Origin of the sequence: Methylotenera versatilis 79 (genome assembly GCF_000384375.1) — a bacterium.
Taxonomy (GTDB): Bacteria; Pseudomonadota; Gammaproteobacteria; order Burkholderiales; family Methylophilaceae; genus Methylotenera_A; species Methylotenera_A versatilis_B.
This window is the reverse complement of record NZ_ARVX01000001.1, coordinates 777627-798252: the sequence shown is the minus strand read 5'-3', so window position 1 is coordinate 798252 and position 20626 is coordinate 777627. Positions and strand designations below refer to the sequence as shown.

Here is a 20626-nt window from a genome sequence, read left to right as displayed (position 1 = left end):
TATAATTAACCATTAATTGAGCCACCGTTAGGTGGCTTTTTTTGTTAACATTTAGTTGTAAATCGAAACACTTTGATGAAAATTTAATCAAAACTAAACGAAAATCTTTATAAATGTAATTTTAGTGCAGTGATATAAGCTGTATCACTATGATTAAATTACTCATCATTATTCCAAATATTTTCTAATCAAAATGTAAAAAACATCAGGGGTATTAATGCAGAAAATTGTTCTGTTTGTAGTGGTATTTTTTCTCGCTTTTCAAAGCTGTATCGCAACATCTGGCATAACAAGTAATGATATTGATTCAAACTTGCCTACTTTATTAATGACTGATGCACCTAAAATCGAAAAAGAGCCTGTTCGAATTCAGTCAGTTTTCGGTACTTCAAACCTCAAAGAATTTTCTTTGCCATTTGAAGACGGTTACCCAATGGGTCCTTTTGAGAAACTTGATGAAGCACAGTATCTTTTTATAAGTAAGTGTGGCGATATCCATTTTGCGAAATTGGATAGCGAAATAGTGTTAACTAAAACGGGAAAGAAATTATCCAAGTTCATCCCTGGAAATGAGAAATCTACAGTAGAAAGTGATGCTAAGAATGTGGTTTATTGTAGAGACCTATCAGGTGTTAAGGATTCATTACTGATCAATAATTCACTTTTCGTCGCCTATACCGTTTGGGACGATCAATTTAATGGAGTGAGGTTAGCGGTATCCGAATTTGAATTGGATAAAGAAGCTCACGAGCTTATCTTTAAAAGAGAAATATATTTAAGTCGACCCGCCATCAAGGAGCCTATATTAGGTCATCAAGTGGGTGGAAAGTTAGCTGTGGGGGAAAATGATCACATTTTATATTTGAGTATAGGAGATTTTTCTAAACCGGAACGTGTGCAAGACAACACCACTTCTATCGGCAAAGTTATTCGTATCGATTTAAAACGACTGAATGCCGAAGTCTTTGCGTCAGGACTTAGATCACCGTCAGGCGGACTTATGTATGATCGAGAGTCGAATGAGCTTTGGCTAACTGAGCACGGTCCTAGAGGGGGAGATGAGATTAATCTCATCAAGCGAAATAAAAATTATGGTTGGCCAATTGTGAGTTATGGAACCATTTATGAAAGAGATGGAATGGGCAATTATTATGGCAATCAATTTAATAGCCATGAGGGTTATGAAAAGCCTGTCATGACATTTCTACCATCGATAGGAATCGGACCCATTGCTAAATATGCCAGCACTGGCAAAAATGACTATTGGGATAATAATTATTTTTTTGCCGGTATGGCTTCTAAAACCCTATATCGGGCTAAGAAGGAGGGCGCGAATTTCGTTTACGCAGAGCCCGTATTAACGGGATATAGGATTAGAGCGCTGAAAATAGATCCTCAAGGGGTCTTTTACATTAGAACAGATGACAACCAGTTCCTCATATCAGAATAAAGCTGTTGGATAGAAAATTTAGTAACTGCGAATATCTTAAAACATGGTGATTGAGGATATAAAGTAGAAACTAAGATTTTATATCTCTTTAACAATGCCATATTGAAAGCGGAAACAATATGCGTCCGCAGGATTAAATTTTTATGTAATTTATATAGGTAATGGCAATGCAGTTTTATTGATTATTTTGCGCAGTACAAAGCTAGATCGCACACCCGTCACGCCAGTGATTCTTGTTATTTGATTAAGTAGTAAGTCCTGATATGCATCCATATCTTTTACTACTACCTTAAGTTGATAGTCAGCATCTTGTCCTGTTATTAATAGACACTCCAGCACCTCTGCCATTTGGTTTATGTTTTCTTCGAAATTGGTAAAACGCTCAGGCGTATGTTGATCCATAGAAATGTGAATAAGTGCCATCAACGATAGACCTAGTTTTTTTGCATCAATAAATGCGTGGTAACCAGTTATTAGTCCTGATTCTTCTAGAATTTTGACTCGGCGGAGGCAGGGAGAAGCCGAAAGCTTGATGCGATCAGCTAAGTCTTGATTACTGATACGACCATCTTCCTGAAGCACCTGCAGTATATGCAAATCATAACGATCTAATTGCATAGTATTCCTCTAGTTAATTATTCTAATAATATATTATATTATGAAATATTGTTGCTAATAGATAGTTATTATTGCCATATAACGCAAGCACATGCCAACGCAATTCACTTAAAATTTCACTCCTAGATTTTACAGAATTAACTAGGAGCAGTTTCAATGTTGCAGAATCCAACTAATAAATACAGAGCATTTCCGCCAGTAAACTTGACCGATCGTCAGTGGCCGAACCGAACCATCACCAAAACGCCAATCTGGTTGAGTACAGACTTGCGTGATGGCAATCAATCGCTTTTTGAACCCATGAATGCAGAACGAAAAATGCGCATGTTTCGTATGCTATGTGATATTGGTTTCAAAGAAATTGAAGTGGCATTTCCTTCAGCCTCAAAAACAGATTTCGGCTTTGTGCGAACGCTTATTGAAGGCAATCATATTCCTGGTGATGTTACTATTGAGGTGTTAACTCCAGCACGCGAGCATTTGATTATTAGCACGATGGAATCGTTAAGAGGTGCGCGCCGTGCGATTGTGCATTTATATAACGCCACCTCAAAGCCTTTCCGTGAAATCGTCTTTGGTATGACTAAGGATGAGGTTGTTAGTATGGTGGTGGCATCCGTGCAATTAATCAAACAATTAGCATCTGAGCAACCAGAAACGGAATGGATACTTGAATATAGCCCTGAAACATTCACTGCGACTGAGCTTGATTTCGCATTAGAGGTTTGTAATGCAGTGACTGAAGTATGGGGTGCGACACCAGAGAACAAGGTAATTATCAATTTACCGACGACAGTTGAAGTGTCTACGCCTAATATTTATGCCGACCAGATTGAATGGATGCATCGCCATCTTGCAAGGCGTGATAGCATTATTTTAAGTCTTCATACACATAATGATAGAGGCACTGCAGTTGCAGCAGCAGAACTTGCGTTAATGGCAGGCGCTGACCGTGTAGAAGGCTGCCTTTTTGGTAATGGTGAACGAACTGGTAACGTTGATATAGTGACAATGGCTTTAAATATGTATACACAAGGCGTTTCACCGGGCCTTGATTTCTCCGACATTAACGAGATTGCTCGCACCGTCGAAGATTGTAACCAGTTACCGATACATCCACGTCATCCTTATGTGGGTGATTTAGTTTTTACCGCCTTTTCCGGGTCACATCAGGATGCGATTAAAAAAGGTTTGGCTGTACAAAAGCCAGATGAACTTTGGAATGTGCCTTACCTTCCGATAGATCCTAAAGATGTCGGGCGTAACTATGACTCGGTGATACGCGTAAATAGTCAATCTGGTAAAGGTGGCATTGCATATTTGTTAGAGAGTGAATATGGCATTGTGATGCCGCGTAGATTGCAAGTTGAATTTGCTGGTGTAGTGCAGAAACATACGGATGGCCATGGAGGGGAAATGGTTGCTGCAGATATCTGGAAACTTTTTTCAGCTACCTATTTTGAAGACAATAAAACGATTAAGTATCGGGAACATCATCTTTTTGAGCATGGTGATACTCAAGGAATTCGTTTACATGTCGAAATTGATGGTAATCCACATGACCTTACAGGTGAAGGTAATGGGCCTATCGATGCTGCTGTTAATGCATTTAAAAGTGCAGGATTAAATATTAATGTTCGCAGTTACGAGCAACGTTCAATGAATCCAGGGGCTGAGGGAGCCGATGCAAGCTCTTGTGCTTTTATAGAGATTTCACCAGAGACCAGAGGTAATTTTAAGGACTGTTATGGTGTAGGAATAGACGCTAACATTGTGACAGCTTCGATTAAAGCCTTGGTAAGCGGTATTCATCGGATGGGGTGAATGTTGATAAAATATCCACTTTGAGACGTAATCGAAGGTTTAAAATGGTGTTTAACCGTGTTGGGAGAGTTAATGCAAACAATTACTTGGGATGATTTCACTAAAGTGGAGCTACGTGTTGGCCGTGTCGTCAATGCTGCGGTGTTCCAAGAAGCTAAGAAGCCGGCCTACGTCCTGCATGTAGATTTCGGGGAAGAACTCGGGATAAAAAAGTCCAGTGCACAGATTACGGCTATCTATCGTCCAGAAGATCTTATCGGCAAGCTGGTAGTAGCGGTTGTCAATTTCCCGAAGAAGCAAATTGGCCCGCTGATGTCCGAGTGTTTGGTCACTGGCTTTCACAATGAGCGTGGCGAGGTCGTGCTATGCGTGCCCGATCAATCAGTTCCTCTTGGGACCAAACTTCTGTGATTGTGGCTAATAACTCATTCAAGCAGGGCGCGTTAAAACACCCCTTTTGGGGCTGAATTATCTTAGTTCAGAAAAGACAATATGCGACCACAGACGCTTGAATGGGTTGTGATATAACAAGATGTCTAACCCAAATTAGTTTACTCGCTTACTCCGCTGTCGGGCTTCTATATCGAGATAACCAATGCGCATAAGGCGGCGGTAGAATCCAAGCGGGACTTTCTCTACCTAATTCTTTGGCCGCTTGATAGGGCCAATGAGGATTCTCCAAATGAGCGCGTCCTATCATCACTAAGTCTAACTGCTCGTTACGCACGGCTTGATCAGCCAATTTAGGTGCACCAAATCCCCATGCCGACGAAACAGGTATCTTAGCCTCATTACGTACACGCTGGGCAATAGGAGCCATGAATGCTGGACCCCATGGAATATTGGTTTCTGGTATGGTGAATCCCACGCTGACACTCAGCATATCTAATCCTAATTCCCGCCAGTCATTCACTAATTGAATAGATTCAGTCAGTGTTTCTTCATCTTTGCCATCAAATTCCAGCACACCAAATCGAGCGGTTAAGGGCAAACTATCTGGCCAAACTTTTCTGACGGCAGAAATCGTTTCCCGACTGAATCTGGCTCTGTTTTCATAGTTGCCGCCATATTCATCTGTTCTATGATTTGAATGAGGGGAGAAAAAGCTCTGACCGAGATATCCGTGCGCCATATGTAGTTCTAGCCATTCAAATCCTGCGTCAAGCGCACGTTGGGTTGCGGCAACAAAATCATTTTGTACCCGCTTGATATCAGCAATTGTCATCTCTGTCGGCACGCGTGGCAGATCACCGCCGAATGCTATTGCAGAAGGCGCGATAGCTTGCCATGCACGTGCATCTGTTGCGGGTATATGGTCATCGCCTTCCCACGGAATATTGGCACTGGCTTTACGCCCAGCATGTGCGATCTGAATACCTGGAACAGCACCTGCGGCTTTGATTGCTGATGCGATTTCACGCAGTTGATCCGCTTGGTCATCATTCCAAAGTCCTAAACAATTTGGCGTAATGCGTCCTTCTGGCGCCACGGCTGTTGCTTCAACGATAACCAATCCGCTACCGCCGCGCGCCAAGCTTGCATAATGCACTTTGTGCCAGTCATTTACTAATCCATCTACCGCCATGTATTGGCACATGGGCGGGATAGCGATTCTATTTTTTAACGTGACATCCTTTAGTTGATAGGAAGAAAATAAATCGGTCATGGTAATCCTTTGTTGATATTAGAGATGATTAATTAAAACTTTAAATGTTATTGTATCATTGTTCGAATATAATAGAACTATAGAATATTATCAAGAGATGTGATAAATTAAATGGATGAGACAAATCAAACATCCCACCATAGATCAAGTTGAATTGACGGACATTATGTATGCGCTTGCTGACCCCACTCGTTTAGAGATTGTTGCGCTGCTTGCGAAAGCTGGTAGAAAATTGACCTGTGGAGAAATTGACTTAAATCGTCCGAAATCCAGTATGTCGCATCATTTCAAGATTTTGAGAAGTGCAGGCCTTGTTGAAACAGTAATTGAAGGCACAGAGCATATGAACTCTTTGAGACTTGAAGAAATTGAGCAGAAGTACCCAGGCGTTTTAAATTCCGTGTTAAAAGCGACTGTAAAAATTTAAATTCATTTAGCCACTGTATTAATTAAATCAATATGAGTGTCAAAAATACTTTGGCGACACAAAGCAATCATTCAAAATTTATTAAAAGCTCATCCACGCAGTTCCTTAATTAAATTCCTCACTTAGATAAATAGTGATTAATTGTTTAATTAATCCTTTTAATCTAGCCATTTTCAGCTTGAAAAAACGCCATGTTTTATGGGGTTAACTAATTTGGATTATATTCATAATATATAATTGACTTCTTTTAAGTGCATCTGTACTATTAGATTATGGTCATAATATTTATGGCATTTCATATTGTTCAAACTAACTTAAAGGATAAAGAAATGAATTTAAAACATTTAATCATGGGCTTAGCATTAGTAACATCAGCTGCAAGCTTTCAAGCCAATGCATTTGATAGCGCGCCTGTATTAAACCTTGAAACAGCGCAAAAAATTGCTGCAGGCTGCCAAGCTAAAGCGGTGAAAGAAGGCTGGAAAATGAGTGTGACAGTTGTAGATGCAGGCGCAAATCCAATTTATTTTGAACGAATGAATGGCGCTTATATTGCATCAGCAGAGCTATCAAGATTAAAAGCAGTCAATTCAGCAGGCATGCAATTGCCTACAAGCCTTTTAGAGGAGTTCTCATTTGGCAAAGATAAAAAAGGTGGTCCAGCACCTGGTTTGGCAAACTTACCTGGCTTTGTAACATTAGCGGGCGGCATTCCATTTAGCGCAGGCAAAGACTTTTTAGGTGCGGTTGGTGTTAGTGGCGGTATGCCTGAACAAGATGCGGCCTGTGCACAAGCGGGTATTGATGCCGTAAAATCTCTTTTAAAATAATGAGCATCAAAAGGATAAATTAAGTGATTTTAATGATTACTTAATCCTTAGCTTAATATGTTTTTATAGCTAAATATAGAGTTGATTATGAGGGAATGCGATGAGAGTAAGTAGAGCCAAATCAGTCGAGAACAAAGAGTTAGTACTAGATACTGCTGCCAAGTTGTTTAGGGAACATGGTTTTGATGGTATTGGAGTAGCCGATTTGATGAAAAATGCTGGGTTAACTGTCGGCGGATTCTACAAAAGCTTTGAATCAAAAGAAGATTTAGTGGCTCAAGCCTGTCAGCGTGCATGCGATAAAACACTTAAGCGTTGGGAAGAGCATATTTCCAATCCAGATATTAAAGATCCGTTGAGTCGAATCGCAAACTCTTATCTTTCAACTCAAAATAGGGATGAACTAGCAACAACTTGTGTGTTATCTACATTAGCGAATGAAGTCCCACGTCACGATGATGCTGTGAAAAAAGTATTTGAAGAGGGCGTCGAATCAACCATTGCGCTCTTATCAAAAATCATCCCTGGAGAAACTGTTGAAGAACAGCGTGCAAATGCAATCACCACGTTTTCTCAATGGCTTGGTGCACTGATATTAGCTAGAGCTGCGGGTACTGGTGAACTATCTGAAGAGATACTTGAGGTTTCAAAAAATGCGCAAATACAGAGAAATAATCCACAGCATTAAGGAATCAATATGAAATATAGAGTATTTGGTAGAAATTCTGGTTTAAGAGTTTCTGAGCTTGCACTTGGTACTGGCAATTTTGGAACAGGTTGGGGCCATGGTGCTGAACCTGAAGAGGCTAAAAAGATTTTTGATGGCTACGTGAATGCTGGTGGAAATTTTTTTGATACGGCGAATGTGTACCAACGTGGTGAATCTGAAACCTTATTAGGTGACTTTATTGCTGCCGATAGAGATCAGTTCGTTGTAGCAACAAAGTACACAAATGCGACTCAATTAGGAGATGGTTTATCTAAAACAGGTAACAGTCGGAAGAACATGGTGCGCGCAGTAGAAGAAAGCTTGAAGCGTTTAAAAACTGATTATATTGATCTTTATTGGGCACATATCAGTGATGGTGTTACCCCAATGGAAGAAATAATGCGTGGGTTTGATGATTTGGTACGCTCAGGAAAAATTCTATATGCAGGATTATCTAATTTTCCAGCTTGGCGCATCGCGCGCGCCGATTTAATGGCAGATCTACGTGGATGGTCGCCTATCGTCGCTATCCAAATTGAATACAGTTTGGCAGAACGTACACCAGACCGAGAGTTAATTCCGATGGCTGAATCGCTAGGATTAGCCATCACAACATGGTCGCCATTAGGCGGCGGGTTTCTAACAGGCAAGTATCGAGAAACTACCGATAATTCTCGGTTAACTAAATTGGGGATGTTGGTTCACACAGAAAAAACCCAAAAAGAAACGCTATTATTGGATACGATTCTTGCTGTCGCAAACGAGTTGAATACAACCGCAACGCATATTGCAATTGCATGGTTAATGCACAAAGCTGATAGATCGACTACAAGCATTATTCCAATACTAGGTTCAAGAACGGCTGCTCAATTAGATGCAACTTTAGGTGCTTTGAGCGTGGTGTTAAATCATGACCAAGTTGAAAGGCTGAATGTTACCAGTGCAATATCTCTTGGTGTGCCTCATGAACAAATCAACTCATCATTTAAGAGTGTTTCTGGCGGGCATGATTTACTAATACCTATCAAACCAGCTTGAAAAGGTTTAATTTAGAATGCTGATAATAAGTAATTTGTATGGATAACAATTAACGAAGCTCAATAAGCGAATCCAAGCAGTCAATTTAGCGCTTTTGATTTAGGTGAGCAGTTTAAACAACATACCAAGAATCCCACTCACAACGATGACTGGGATGACATTCACTTTAAAGCGAAGTAACGCTATTGTTGCGACAGCAGTCAGTGCGATGGAGAACAAGTCTACTTGGCCTGTTAAACCTAACGGCCAAAACACATGATAGGCAAAGAACAAGGCGAGATTGAAGATCACGCCCACCACGGCGGCGGTAATAGCACTCAATGGTGCGGTAAATTTAAGATTGCCATGTGTGGACTCAATGAAAGGTGCGCCAATAAAAATGAATACAAAACTGGGTAAGAAAGTAAAAAACGTCACAATTGATGCTGCTACGAAAGCTGAAGCGAATACGGCATTTGGGCCAAATATTTGATTAATCCAGCCACCCACAAAACCGACAAAAGTCACCACCATGATTAACGGGCCAGGTGTCGTTTCGCCAAGTGCTAAACAATCCATCATTTGAGCGGGATTTAACCAGTGATAATGCTCAACTGCACCTTGATAGACATAAGGTAAAACCGCATAAGCGCCGCCAAAAGTCATTAAGGCAGCTTTGGTAAAAAACCAACCCATTTGCGTAAAGGCAGCATTCCATCCATAAGTGAATATCAGGAAAAGCATGGCTATCGACCAGATGACCAATCCGATGAGGGCAATCACTGCCATTTTCTTCCAGCTAAAATAAGCATGTACAGGCGTTGGCGTATCATCATCAATCAATGCGCGCCCGAAGTTTTTATTGCCGCCGCCATGACCACCGCCGACCTTGAAATATTGCGGTGTAATTCGCCCGCCTAAATGTCCAATTAAGCCTGCTGCTAATACAATCATAGGAAATGGTAGTTTGAGGGCGAATATGGCAATAAAAGCTAAGGTAGCAATTGACCAAAGTACATAATTGTTTAATGCTCTAGAGCCAATACGATAAGCAGCAAATAATACGATTGCCACAACAGCAGGTTTAATGCCATATAAAGTACCAGCTACGGCTGGAACAGATCCGTAAGCCATATATACCCATGCTAGTCCAGTTAAAATGAAGAACGAAGGCAGCACGAATAGCACACCTGCAATAATACCGCCCCAAGTACGATGCATGAGCCAGCCAATGTAGGTAGCTAATTGTTGTGCCTCTGGACCTGGTAAGATCATGCAGTAATTCAGTGCATGTAAAAAACGTTTCTCTGAGATCCAACGTTTTTTCTCTACCAAATCATGATGCATGATAGAAATTTGACCTGCTGGGCCACCAAAACTGATGAAGCCTAGTTTGAGCCAATATAAAAAAGCTTGTGCCAAAGAAATAGGTTGAGGAGTTAAGTCAGAAATTGAAGCTGAATTTTCTTTATGTTTTGCGTGCATAAGTTTTCTTCTTGCCGACTTTAATACTCGAATGTCTTTTTATAACATGTTTAAAACCTATAATCTATCGTAAACACCCGCGGTAATTTCATACGATTTAAGACGTGCAGCATGATCGAAAATCTGCGAGGTAATCATTAACTCATCTGCTTCAGTCTTAGCAATAAAAGCCTTTATTTCATCTAATATTTTCTGTTCAGAACCTATTGCTGAGCATGATAATACTTGGTTAAGCATTGCACGCTCAGCTCCACCAATGTGGTTCAAAAACCCAGCTATTGGCGGCGGCAGTTTTGTGGGTCGTCCGCTACGCAAGTTGATAAATGCCTGTTGCATGGAAGAAGCAATTAAGTGCGCTTCTTCATCTGTATCTGCGGCAAAAACATTGAAACCAAGCATCACATGCGGTTTAGCAAGTTGTTGTGATGGACGGAAGGTATTGCGATAAATTTCAATCGCTTGCAGCATTTGTGCTGGCGCAAAGTGCGATGCAAATGCATAGGGCAATCCCAGCGCAGCAGCCAATTGCGCGCCAAAAAGGCTGGAACCTAGAATCCAGATTGGCACGTTAAGGCCAGTTCCAGGCACTGCTTGAACATGACCTTGCGGTTCGGCAGAAAAGTAATCGATTAATTCCATCACATCTTGCGGAAAAGCATCTGAATCGGATGCCAGGTTTCGACGCAAAGCATGCGCCGTAATCTGATCTGAGCCTGGCGCACGTCCTAGCCCAAGATCAATACGCCCTGGAAACAAGGACTCCAAAGTGCCAAACTGTTCAGCAATAACTAGGGGTGAATGATTGGGCAACATGATGCCACCTGCACCAACGCGGATAGTTGATGTGCCTGCTGCAACATGCCCAACAAGAACGGATGTGGCAGCGCTGGCAATACCTGGCATGCCATGATGTTCTGCCAGCCAATATCGCTTGTAGCCCAAGCGCTCAACGTGTTGAGCCAGATTTAAAGTGTTCTTAAAAGATTGTGTTGCATCACTACCTTCTGTAATAGGAGAAAGATCAAGAACAGAGAAGCGTGGCATTGGATTGTCTTTATTGTGAATCATCAAAATAGTATTACTCCAAAAGTATCTAATTGATATATGGAGCCAGTATGCTTAATTTGATAGTAGAAAACTGTTTTTATTTTAATTCAAGATGTTAAATTAAAAGATCAATAATGATTATTTAGTCGGTCGGTTGATAACGGCGAAAGGCTAAACTTAACACTAAAAATCAAGCAAAAATGTATGTTGCCCAAAATGGAAGATTTATATTTCTGTAGCTTATTGAGCCAATAAAACACTTAAGGCATAATCCATTAGACTTGTCCATAAGTAGGAAAAACTCTTTTGTCATCTGAGCATTGCATGTATGAACAATAATGAATAAGAATATCAGCGCCATTGATAAAGAATCCATAGTTCAATCAAAACTCACAAAACAGCTCTTTTATGCAGGCAGAGCTTCTTTGATGGCGAGTATATTATTGGCTTGTGTGCTTGCCTATGTGCTGCGCGAAGTCATTAGCTCTACCATTATTTACCCATGGCTTGCGCTGGTTCTTTTTTTCTCATTTGCCAGAGCGGTGCTTATTTTTGCTTATGCTCGTTCTGATACAAACGAATCTACTACAAATAGCGGCTGGCTAAAAAAATATCGTTTTTTGATTTTTATTGTTGGTGCTATCTGGGGCTCGGCTGGCATCTTACTTTTCCCCGCTGATTATCCACAACATCAATTATTTTTAATCTTTATGCTGGCAGGCTTAACTGCGGGCGGTATTATCGCGTTTTCTGCAGATTTGGTTTGCGCAATTACCTTTGCATGTTTAATTATTGTGCCAGTTATGCTTCGATTATTTGTTATCGGAGACGGCATATTGATTTCAATGGGTGTGGCAATCTTATTGTATTTTGGCTTTATGCTTGCAAGCACGTGGCATATTAACCGTAACATACGCGAAAATATCACGTTACATGTTGAAGCGGCCGCGCGTGAAGAGGCAGTAAGGTCTAGTGAAGAACGATATAGATTGCTACTTAACCATTCGCCAGTGGGTATTTTTCATTACGATACGCAATATATCATCACATTTTGTAATAAGCGCTTCGCTGACCTTCTGGAAAACTCAGTAGAAAATATTGCAGGCGTGAATTTAAAATCACTTAAGGATCAACTCGCTTTTCCCGCATTAGAAAGAGCATTGTTAGGCGAAATTGGACATTACGAGGGTCGTTATAATGCAACTTACAGCGATGCGAACATTTGGATATCGTTGATTTGCGCACCTTCTCTAGACACGTTTGAAAATGTGGTGGGCGGTATTGCTATCGTTCAAGATATTAGCGAACGCAAAAAAGCAGAATATATCATTGAGAATTTAGCTTTCTACGACTCTCTCACGCAGTTACCCAATAGACAGCTTTTACTGGATCGACTCAAGCTGGCACTAGCAACCAGCGCCCGTAGTGGCAAAGATGGCGCACTGTTATTTCTCGATTTAGACAACTTTAAGATACTAAATGATTCACATGGACATGATGCTGGCGACTCGCTATTACGCCAAGTTGCAGCACGCCTAACCACTTGCCTACATGGAGATGACACTGTTGCACGTTTGGGTGGTGATGAATTCGTGGTATTAATCGAGGATTTAAGCAACCAAGACACCACTGCGGCGACCCAAGCAGAGATTGTTGGTGAAAGGATTTTAGCATCACTCAAACAACCTTACCAACTTGGTGAAAAAGAATACCAAAGCACCGCAAGTATTGGCGTAGTGATTTTTAAAGGCCATGATCAATCTTTGGAAGAGTTATTGAAACATGCGGACATTGCCATGTATCAAGCCAAAAAAGCAGGACGCAACACACTACGCTTTTTTGATCCGCAGATGCAAGAGGCTGTAAACAGCCGTGTTGACATAGAGCACGAATTGAGAAAAGCGCTTGAAAATCAGCAATTTCAGCTGTTCTATCAAATTCAAGTGGATCGTCACAATCGCATATTAGGTGCTGAAACGCTTATTCGCTGGTTACATCCTGAGCGTGGATTTATGTCGCCAGCGGAGTTTATTCCGCTTGCTGAAGAAACGGGCTTAATTTTACCTATCGGACAATGGGTCATAGAAACGGCTTGTGAACAGCTAAAAACTTGGCAAAAAAATGCAAAAACGCGTGATTTAACACTTTCTGTCAATGTCAGTGCTAAGCAATTTCATCAAGCGGCTTTTGTAACCCAGCTGACCGAAACAATTAAACGTCATGCTATTAATCCACTACAGCTCAAACTGGAACTCACGGAAAGTTTTTTGCTTGAAAACATTGAAGAAACGATTGCCACCATGAGTGCATTAAATGACGTTGGTATTCAGTTTTCTTTGGATGATTTTGGCACGGGTTATTCGTGCTTACAGTATCTTAAAAGACTACCTTTGGTACAGTTGAAAATCGACCAATCGTTTGTGCGCGACCTAGTTGTCGATAGCAGTGATAGAGCGATTGTACGGACCATTATTGCGATGGCAAAAAGCTTAGAATTAAATGTGATTGCTGAAGGTGTTGAAACAAAAGAGCAGCTAGAGTTATTGTTAAATAAAGGCTGCGAGCACTTTCAGGGTTACTTATTTAGTCCACCAATATCCATTTCAGAACTGAATGAATTGTTAGAAGTGGATTAATCATTCAATGATTAATCCCCGCCCAACCATCTCTTCATTTACACATTAGTTTTAAACTATTTTAGAATAAACGTACTGAATACAATTGAGTTTAAAATTAATGATATACAGCCAATATAGTGCGTTAAACATTAGTCAAGGATTAATAGTGTGAAAAGTTTTTGGCAAAAAACTTCATCTACACCGCACTTAATTGCTTTACGCATATTTGTTATCTATTTTTTGTTTGGTCTTTTTTGGATATTTTTTAGCGATAAAATCCTTTTTGCGCTAGTCTCTTCGCAAGAACAATACACTCAATACAGTATTTATAAAGGCTGGGCATATATTACGCTTACAGCTTTTCTGCTTTATTTCTTGGTAAGAAAAACAATACAAGAATATGTCGATATTGAAGCTTCTTTGCATGTTAGCGAAGATAGGTGGAAATTCGCGTTAGAAGGTGCTGGGGATGGTGTTTGGGATTGGAATCTGGTCACGGACGAAGTGTTCCGCTCAGTTAGATGGAAAAAAATCTACGGCTATACTGATAATGAGCTTGAGGAAACTGCCACTGCAGGGCGCAGGCTTGTGCATGAGGATGACGCCGCGCATCAATTAGCAGACACGCAGGCTTATCTAAAAGGCGAACGAGATATCTATGTGTCTGAATTTCGCCTTAAATGCAAAGATGGCAGCTGGAAATGGACACTAAGCCGTGGCATGGTAATCAGCTATGCCGCAGATGGTAAGCCTTTACGCATGATTGGTACCCATACGGATATCACTGAGAGAAAAAAAGCGGAAGCGCAAGTGATTCGCCTGGCACATTATGATCAAGTGACTAATCTGCCAAACCGCACTTTATTTCTAGACCGTTTTCAACATGAGATTAAAAAGATTCAGCGCAACAACCAATTCGTCACTTTGATGTATTTGGATTTAGACCGCTTCAAAGAAATCAACGATACGCTCGGGCATGATATGGGTGATTTGTTGCTGAAAGAAGTGGCGGAACGTCTAGTCAATTGCGTGAGAGAAGACGACACTGTTGCGCGTATGGGTGGCGATGAATTCACCGTGATATTGAATAATCTCAATAATCAAATTAGCACGGAACGAATTGCGCAAAATATCTTAGATAAATTTACTGAGCCGTTTCACTTGGGCGGCGAAGTTGTGTATATCACTACCAGTATCGGCATCAGCGTTTATCCAGTGGATGGTACTGAGGTAGATGTACTGCTTAAAAATGCAGATCAAGCAATGTATGCAGCCAAAGAGCAAGGTAGAAATCGCTATCACTATTTCACCTCATCCATGCAAGATGCTGCATTGATCCGTATGCATTTAAGCAACGATTTGCGCGGCGCAGTGGCTGCAGAGCAGTTTAGATTATATTACCAGCCTATTGTCAATCTCGCGTCCGGCGAAATTCATAAAGCTGAAGCGTTAATCCGTTGGCAACATCCGCTGCGTGGTTTGGTTAGCCCAGTTGAGTTTATTCCCATTGCAGAAGATACAGGCATGATCATTGAAATTGGTGATTGGGTATTTGCCGAGGCTGTGCAACAAGTCATTAAATGGCGCGCGCATCAGCCAGATTTTCAAATTAGCGTTAATCGTTCGCCGGTGCAGTTTCGGGCTAATCTCAAATATCATCTGAATTGGGTCAAACATCTACAAGCATTAGGATTGCCTGGTAATAGTATTTGTATTGAGATTACCGAAGGCCTATTGCTGGATGCGCGTGATGCGGTAATCACTCAGTTAGAAAGTTACAGTAAAGTCGGCATTCAGGTATCAATCGATGATTTTGGTACGGGCTATTCCTCACTGGCTTATTTAAGAAAATTCGATATTGATTATGTAAAAATAGATAGGTCATTCACTTCTAATATCCATCCAGGTTCTAGCGATATGGTGTTATGTGAGGCGATTATCGTCATGGCACATAAGCTAGGCAAAAAAGTAATCGCTGAAGGCATTGAAACGCAACAGCAAAAAGATTTATTGATAGCAGCAGGCTGTGATTTTGGCCAAGGTTACTTATTTTCTAAACCTATTCCTGCCGATGAGTTCGAGAAACTTAATTTTGGTAAAAACAAAATTTAAAAATTGAGACAAATTTACATCGTTGTCTGTTTACGATACAGTTAACGGATGAATGAGAGCTAAATTTTTTTTTGCGAATTTTTTACGAACTTCGTGTCGAGTTTTGTGTCACTTAACAGCTTAACTTTAAGATAATTCCCGAAATATATAGTTGAATAATTCAAGTTAAATCATACTTATACGTGTGACTTGAAGATCAAAAAACTTGTGTTATTAAATGGCTGTGGATATTTAGCCTGTCATTTAATTAACCTATATTTTTAATCGATATTCTCAGTTTGCCTAAACCATATTTTTAAAAGGTTGATATGTTCAACGTAGTTAGTATCGCTTTAAAGCGCCCGTACACCTTTGTGGTCATGGCATTATTGATGCTCATCGCAGGCACTTTGGCGGCGCTACGTAGTCCTGTCGATATTTTTCCTGAGATTCGTATTCCAGTCATTGCGGTCGCTTGGCAATACGCTGGTTTGCCAGCCGACGATATGGCTGGGCGCATTACCACACTGTATCAACGTGTACTCACCACTACGGTGAATGATATTGAGCACATTGAAGCCAATTCATACACCGGTTTCGGTATTGTTAAAATCTTCTTTCAGCCAGGTGTTAATATTGCCACTGCAAATGCGCAGGTAACGGCTATTTCACAAGTCGTTACGCGTCAAATGCCCACTGGTACGACACCGCCATTGATTCTGAACTACAGCGCTTCTACGGTGCCAATTTTGCAAATCGCCTTATCAGGTAAAGGTTTGTCTGAACAAAATCTGGCGGATTTAGGCCTCAACGCAGTGCGTGTGCGTTTGGTGACTGTGCCTGGCGCAGGCGTGCCATTCCCGTTTGGTGGTAAAAGTCGTCAGGTACAAATAGACTTGAATCCAGATGCCATTCAAGCGCGCGGGCTTTCTGCGCAAGATGTGGCCAACGCGCTGGCCGCACAAAATTTAATATTGCCTGTTGGTACACAAAAAATAGGCAGTTTTGAATACACACTAAACCTGAATAACTCAGCCTCTGCAATTGAAGATTTAGGAAATCTGCCTGTTAAAGTGGTTAATGGCGCAACGGTTTATATCCGTGATGTCGCGCAGGTGCGTGATGGCAATCCACCACAGACCAATATCGTGCACGTGGATGGCAATCGTTCCGTATTGATGTCTGTGCTTAAAAATGGCGCCATCTCTACGCTGGATATCGTTTCTGGTATCAAAGAAAAGCTGATAGAAATCAAACCTAGCCTGCCGGAAAACTTGGTCGCCACGCCAATCAACGATCAATCGCTATTTGTCCGTGCCGCAATCAGTGGCGTGGCTTACGAAGGCATTCTAGCTGCCGCTCTGACCAGTTTAATGATATTGCTATTCTTAGGTAGCTGGCGTTCCACCATCATCATTGCTACTTCGATTCCGCTGTCTATTTTAGGTGCAATCATTGGCCTTTCTGTAATTGGCGAAACGCTCAATATTATGACTTTGGGTGGCTTGGCGCTTGCAGTAGGTATATTGGTCGATGATGCCACAGTGACGATTGAGAATATCAACTGGCATTTAGAACAAGGCAAAGAAGTTGAAGAATCTATCTTAGATGGCGCAGCGCAAATCGTCACGCCAGCTTTTGTGTCGCTGTTGTGTATTTGTATCGTATTCGTACCCATGTTCTTTTTAGAAGGTGTATCACGCTTCTTATTCGTGCCGATGGCGGAAGCAGTGATGTTCGCCATGGTGAGTTCATTTATTTTGTCACGTACGCTAGTGCCAACAATGGCGAATTATTTACTGCAAAAGCACGCGCCGCATACTGACGAGCACGGCACAGTAATGACGCCGACAAAAAATCCGCTTGTGCATTTTCAGCGCGGTTTTGAAGCACGGTTTGAACGCTTTCGTGCAGGTTATAAAAATATACTAGAGCTAGCCGTTGCACATCGCCGCATCTTTGTCATCGGCTTTTTAGCGGTGGTCATGTTGTCATTCTTACTGATTCCATTTTTGGGCCGTAATTTTTTCCCGGTCGTCGATAGCGGGCAGATATTAATGCATGCGCGTGTGCCTGTTGGCACTCGTGTGGAAGATACTGCTGCACGTTTTGCACTGATTCAAGAAGCGATTAAAAAGGTCATTCCGCCTAAAGAGATTGTGACGATTGTCGATAATATCGGCATACCGATCAGTAGTATTAATATGACTTATAACAATACTGGCTTGATTGGTGCGCAAGATGGCGACATACAGATTGCACTTACACATGATCACGCACCAACGGCGGATTATGTGCGTAAATTACGCGAAGTGTTGCCTAAGCAATTCCCGGGCACGGTATTTTCGTTCCCGCCTGCGGATATTGTCAGCCAGATATTGAATTTCGGATCGCCAGCGCCTATTGATCTGCAAATACGCGGCGGCAAACTAGACGATAATTTTGATTACGCGAATAAATTGCTGACTAAGATTCGCTTAGTTCCTGGCGTGGCCGATGTGCGTATTCAGCAATCGCGCACAAGCCCTGTATTTGATATCAATGTTGATCGCACGCGCTCACAAGCGGTAGGTATTAGTGCTAGAGATGTCACCAACAGCTTGGTTGTCAATCTGGCAGGTAGTTCGCAGGTTGCGCCTACTTTTTGGCTGAATCCAGTCAATAATGTGTCTTATCCTATCGTGTTACAAACACCGCAATATCTGCTGGATAGTTTAAATTCGTTAGCCAATTTACCCATTAGCAGTGCAGGCGGCGCACCACAAACATTAGGTGCGTTGGCAACATTTAAGCGTAGCACGGGCAACGCGGTGGTCAGCCAATATGATATTCAATCAATGGTGCAAATCAATGCAACCACGCAAGATCGCGATTTAGGCGCTGTGGCAAAAGATATTCGTCAGATTATTGCAGATACCGCCGACCAAGTACCAAAAGGTTCAACGGTTGCGTTGTTAGGTCAAGTAAAAACCATGGATAACGCTTTCTCTGGTTTGTTGTACGGCTTGCTGGGCGCAATCGTATTAATTTACCTATTAATTGTGGTTAACTTCCAATCATGGAGCGATCCATTTGTGATTATTTCAGCATTGCCAGCGGCATTGGCAGGTATCGTATGGATGCTGTTCGCCACCTACACGCCGTTATCAGTACCAGCGCTAACCGGTGCGATTATGTGCATGGGCGTTGCAACTGCAAATAGCGTATTAGTGATTAGTTTTGCGCGTGAACGACTAGAGCAATTGGGCGATGCCACTGCTGCAGCGATTGATGCTGGATTTGTACGCTTCCGCCCAGTATTAATGACGGCACTAGCCATGATTATTGGTATGGCGCCTATGGCATTAGGTTTAGGTGAAGGCGGAGAACAAAATGCGCCTTTAGGCCGCGCGGTGATTGGTGGTTTGATTTTTGCCACTATTGCCACACTGCTTTTCGTTCCTGTCGTATTCAGCATCGTACATAGACGCTATAACGGTCCATCTGGTCACACAAAATCTGACCACAGTCAATCTAACCCCGATTCAACTGGAGAATTTCATGCAGTCTAATAACAAAACCTCTGGTAACCAAACCACTAATAATCAGGCCACTGGCTTATCAAACAAAACCTTGCGCATCAGCGGTATTGTGCTGGTAATCATTGCCATCATTGCCATCATTGTCGTTGCATTAGGCGTGACTACACGCGCCCATAATGATACCAATCTTAAAGAGTGGACAGATAAACAAGCGTTGCCGACAGTGAGTGTAGGGTTGCCAACTGGCGCAGGTGAAGGTGCAACGCTTGATTTGCCCGGCCGTTTTGAAGCTTACGCACGCGCACCAATATATGCGCGCGTAAGTGGGTACTTAAAAAGCTGGAAGGTCGATATCGGTACGCAAGTAAAAGCGGGGCAGTTATTAGGCGAGATTGAAACGCCGGATCTAGACCAGCAATTACTTCAGGCAAAAGCTGATTTAGCCAGTGCTCAAGCGAATGTTGGCTTGGCTGAAACCACTGCCAAACGCTGGCAAGAAATGCTATTAACGCAATCTATTTCCAAACAGGAAGTAGATGAAAAAACAGGTGATTACACAAGTAAACAAGGCATGCTAAACGCCGCGCAAGCCAATGTTAACCGCATTCTTGCATTAAAAAGTTTTACGCGAATTGTTGCGCCGTTCGCTGGCTCAGTTACCGCGCGTAATACCGATACTGGTGCACTGATTAATGCCGGCGGCAGCGCTACCGATCTGCCATTATTTGAAATTTCGGATACACGCAAATTACGCCTATACGTCAACGTGCCACAAAACTATGTTGGCACGATTAAACAAGGCACCAAAGCAAAAATCACAGTGCCAGAACATCAAGATAAAAGCTATATTGCAACGGTAGCATCCACCTCGGGTTCGATTAACGCTACATCTGGCACAACTTTAATGCAGTTAGCAGTAGATAACGCAGCTGGCGAATTATTGCCAGGCGGTTATGCCAATGTTAGCCTAGATTTGCCGAATAATAAGACCGCACTTAGCGTACCTGCCAGTGCGTTAATATTCGACCAAACAGGTTTACGTGTTGCTGTTGTAGATGCAGATAACAAAGTGACCGTTAAAACAATTACTATCGCGCATGATTTCGGTAAAACCATCGAACTGTATTCCGGTATAGCGGCAACTGATCGTGTAATAGAAAATCCGCCCGATGGAATTAAAAACGGCGACCATGTGAATGTTGCTGAGAAACAGCAAGAGTGATTAATAAATATTCGTATTAAAAGTTAACCTAATAAAAGTGTTAACTTTTTGTGTGAAGCCAACAATATTGCTAATAATTTAGAGTAATTTCATCATGGATC

General features: G+C 41.7%; 15 protein-coding genes. 11 read left to right on the top strand and 4 right to left on the bottom strand.

Annotated elements, in window-relative coordinates:
* Positions 1-217: 217 nt before the first annotated feature.
* Positions 218-1450: a PQQ-dependent sugar dehydrogenase gene (locus tag METVE_RS0104075; protein WP_020167173.1), complete on the top strand. Its 1233-nt coding sequence runs from the start codon at positions 218-220 to the stop codon at positions 1448-1450.
* Between the two features lie 150 nt (positions 1451-1600).
* Here METVE_RS0104075 and METVE_RS0104070 read toward each other — a convergent pair whose 3' ends face one another.
* A complete protein-coding gene (locus tag METVE_RS0104070) occupies positions 1601-2068 on the bottom strand; it encodes an Lrp/AsnC family transcriptional regulator (RefSeq protein WP_020167172.1) in 468 nt (155 codons plus the stop codon).
* A gap of 156 nt (positions 2069-2224) precedes the next feature.
* Here METVE_RS0104070 and leuA point away from each other — a divergent pair, with 156 nt between their 5' ends.
* Both leuA and METVE_RS0104060 read left to right on the top strand, forming a co-directional pair.
* A complete protein-coding gene (leuA, locus tag METVE_RS0104065; protein WP_020167171.1) occupies positions 2225-3892 on the top strand; it encodes a 2-isopropylmalate synthase in 1668 nt (555 codons plus the stop codon).
* Positions 3893-3964: 72 nt separating this feature from the next.
* Positions 3965-4303, top strand: a complete 339-nt coding sequence (locus METVE_RS0104060) for a tRNA-binding protein (protein WP_020167170.1) — start codon at positions 3965-3967, stop codon at positions 4301-4303.
* Positions 4304-4451: 148 nt separating this feature from the next.
* Here the strand turns inward: METVE_RS0104060 and METVE_RS0104055 are convergent, their stop codons facing one another.
* Positions 4452-5558 carry an NADH:flavin oxidoreductase/NADH oxidase gene (locus tag METVE_RS0104055; protein WP_020167169.1) on the bottom strand — a complete coding sequence of 369 codons (1107 nt, stop codon included), beginning with the start codon at positions 5556-5558 and terminating at the stop codon, positions 4452-4454.
* Positions 5559-5673: 115 nt separating this feature from the next.
* Between METVE_RS0104055 and METVE_RS0104050 the strand changes: the two genes are divergently transcribed.
* The 4 genes from METVE_RS0104050 to METVE_RS0104035 all read left to right on the top strand — a co-directional run bounded on the left by METVE_RS0104050 (position 5674) and on the right by METVE_RS0104035 (position 8562).
* Positions 5674-5985, top strand: a complete 312-nt coding sequence (locus tag METVE_RS0104050; protein ID WP_020167168.1) for an ArsR/SmtB family transcription factor — start codon at positions 5674-5676, stop codon at positions 5983-5985.
* A 329-nt stretch (positions 5986-6314) separates the two neighbouring features.
* The gene (locus METVE_RS0104045; protein ID WP_232415378.1) at positions 6315-6815 is read left to right on the top strand and encodes a GlcG/HbpS family heme-binding protein; all 501 of its coding nucleotides are present in this window, start codon (positions 6315-6317) and stop codon (positions 6813-6815) included.
* 100 nt (positions 6816-6915) lie between these two features.
* On the top strand, positions 6916-7503 hold the full coding sequence (locus tag METVE_RS0104040) for a TetR/AcrR family transcriptional regulator (protein ID WP_020167166.1): 588 nt from the start codon (positions 6916-6918) through the stop codon (positions 7501-7503).
* 9 nt (positions 7504-7512) lie between these two features.
* Entirely contained in the window at positions 7513-8562 is a 1050-nt protein-coding gene (locus METVE_RS0104035) for an aldo/keto reductase (protein ID WP_020167165.1), read from the top strand.
* Between the two features lie 99 nt (positions 8563-8661).
* Here the strand turns inward: METVE_RS0104035 and chrA are convergent, their stop codons facing one another.
* On the bottom strand, positions 8662-10026 hold the full coding sequence (gene chrA, locus METVE_RS0104030; protein WP_020167164.1) for a chromate efflux transporter: 1365 nt from the start codon (positions 10024-10026) through the stop codon (positions 8662-8664).
* Between the two features lie 57 nt (positions 10027-10083).
* Complete coding sequence (locus tag METVE_RS0104025; protein ID WP_020167163.1) at positions 10084-11094, bottom strand: LLM class flavin-dependent oxidoreductase; 1011 nt, start codon at positions 11092-11094, stop codon at positions 10084-10086.
* 317 nt (positions 11095-11411) lie between these two features.
* On the opposite strand from METVE_RS0104025, the gene METVE_RS0104020 reads away from it, so the two are divergent.
* The 4 genes from METVE_RS0104020 to METVE_RS0104005 all read left to right on the top strand — a co-directional run bounded on the left by METVE_RS0104020 (position 11412) and on the right by METVE_RS0104005 (position 20525).
* Positions 11412-13709 (top strand): putative bifunctional diguanylate cyclase/phosphodiesterase, encoded by a 2298-nt coding sequence (locus METVE_RS0104020; protein WP_020167162.1) that lies wholly within the window; start codon positions 11412-11414, stop codon positions 13707-13709.
* Between the two features lie 150 nt (positions 13710-13859).
* Entirely contained in the window at positions 13860-15803 is a 1944-nt protein-coding gene (locus METVE_RS0104015; RefSeq protein WP_020167161.1) for a putative bifunctional diguanylate cyclase/phosphodiesterase, read from the top strand.
* A 308-nt stretch (positions 15804-16111) separates the two neighbouring features.
* Positions 16112-19333, top strand: a complete 3222-nt coding sequence (locus tag METVE_RS0104010; protein ID WP_020167160.1) for an efflux RND transporter permease subunit — start codon at positions 16112-16114, stop codon at positions 19331-19333.
* Positions 19323-20525: an efflux RND transporter periplasmic adaptor subunit gene (locus METVE_RS0104005; RefSeq protein WP_020167159.1), complete on the top strand. Its 1203-nt coding sequence runs from the start codon at positions 19323-19325 to the stop codon at positions 20523-20525. The genes METVE_RS0104010 and METVE_RS0104005 overlap by 11 nt, the downstream gene beginning before the upstream one ends.
* Positions 20526-20626: the final 101 nt, after the last annotated feature.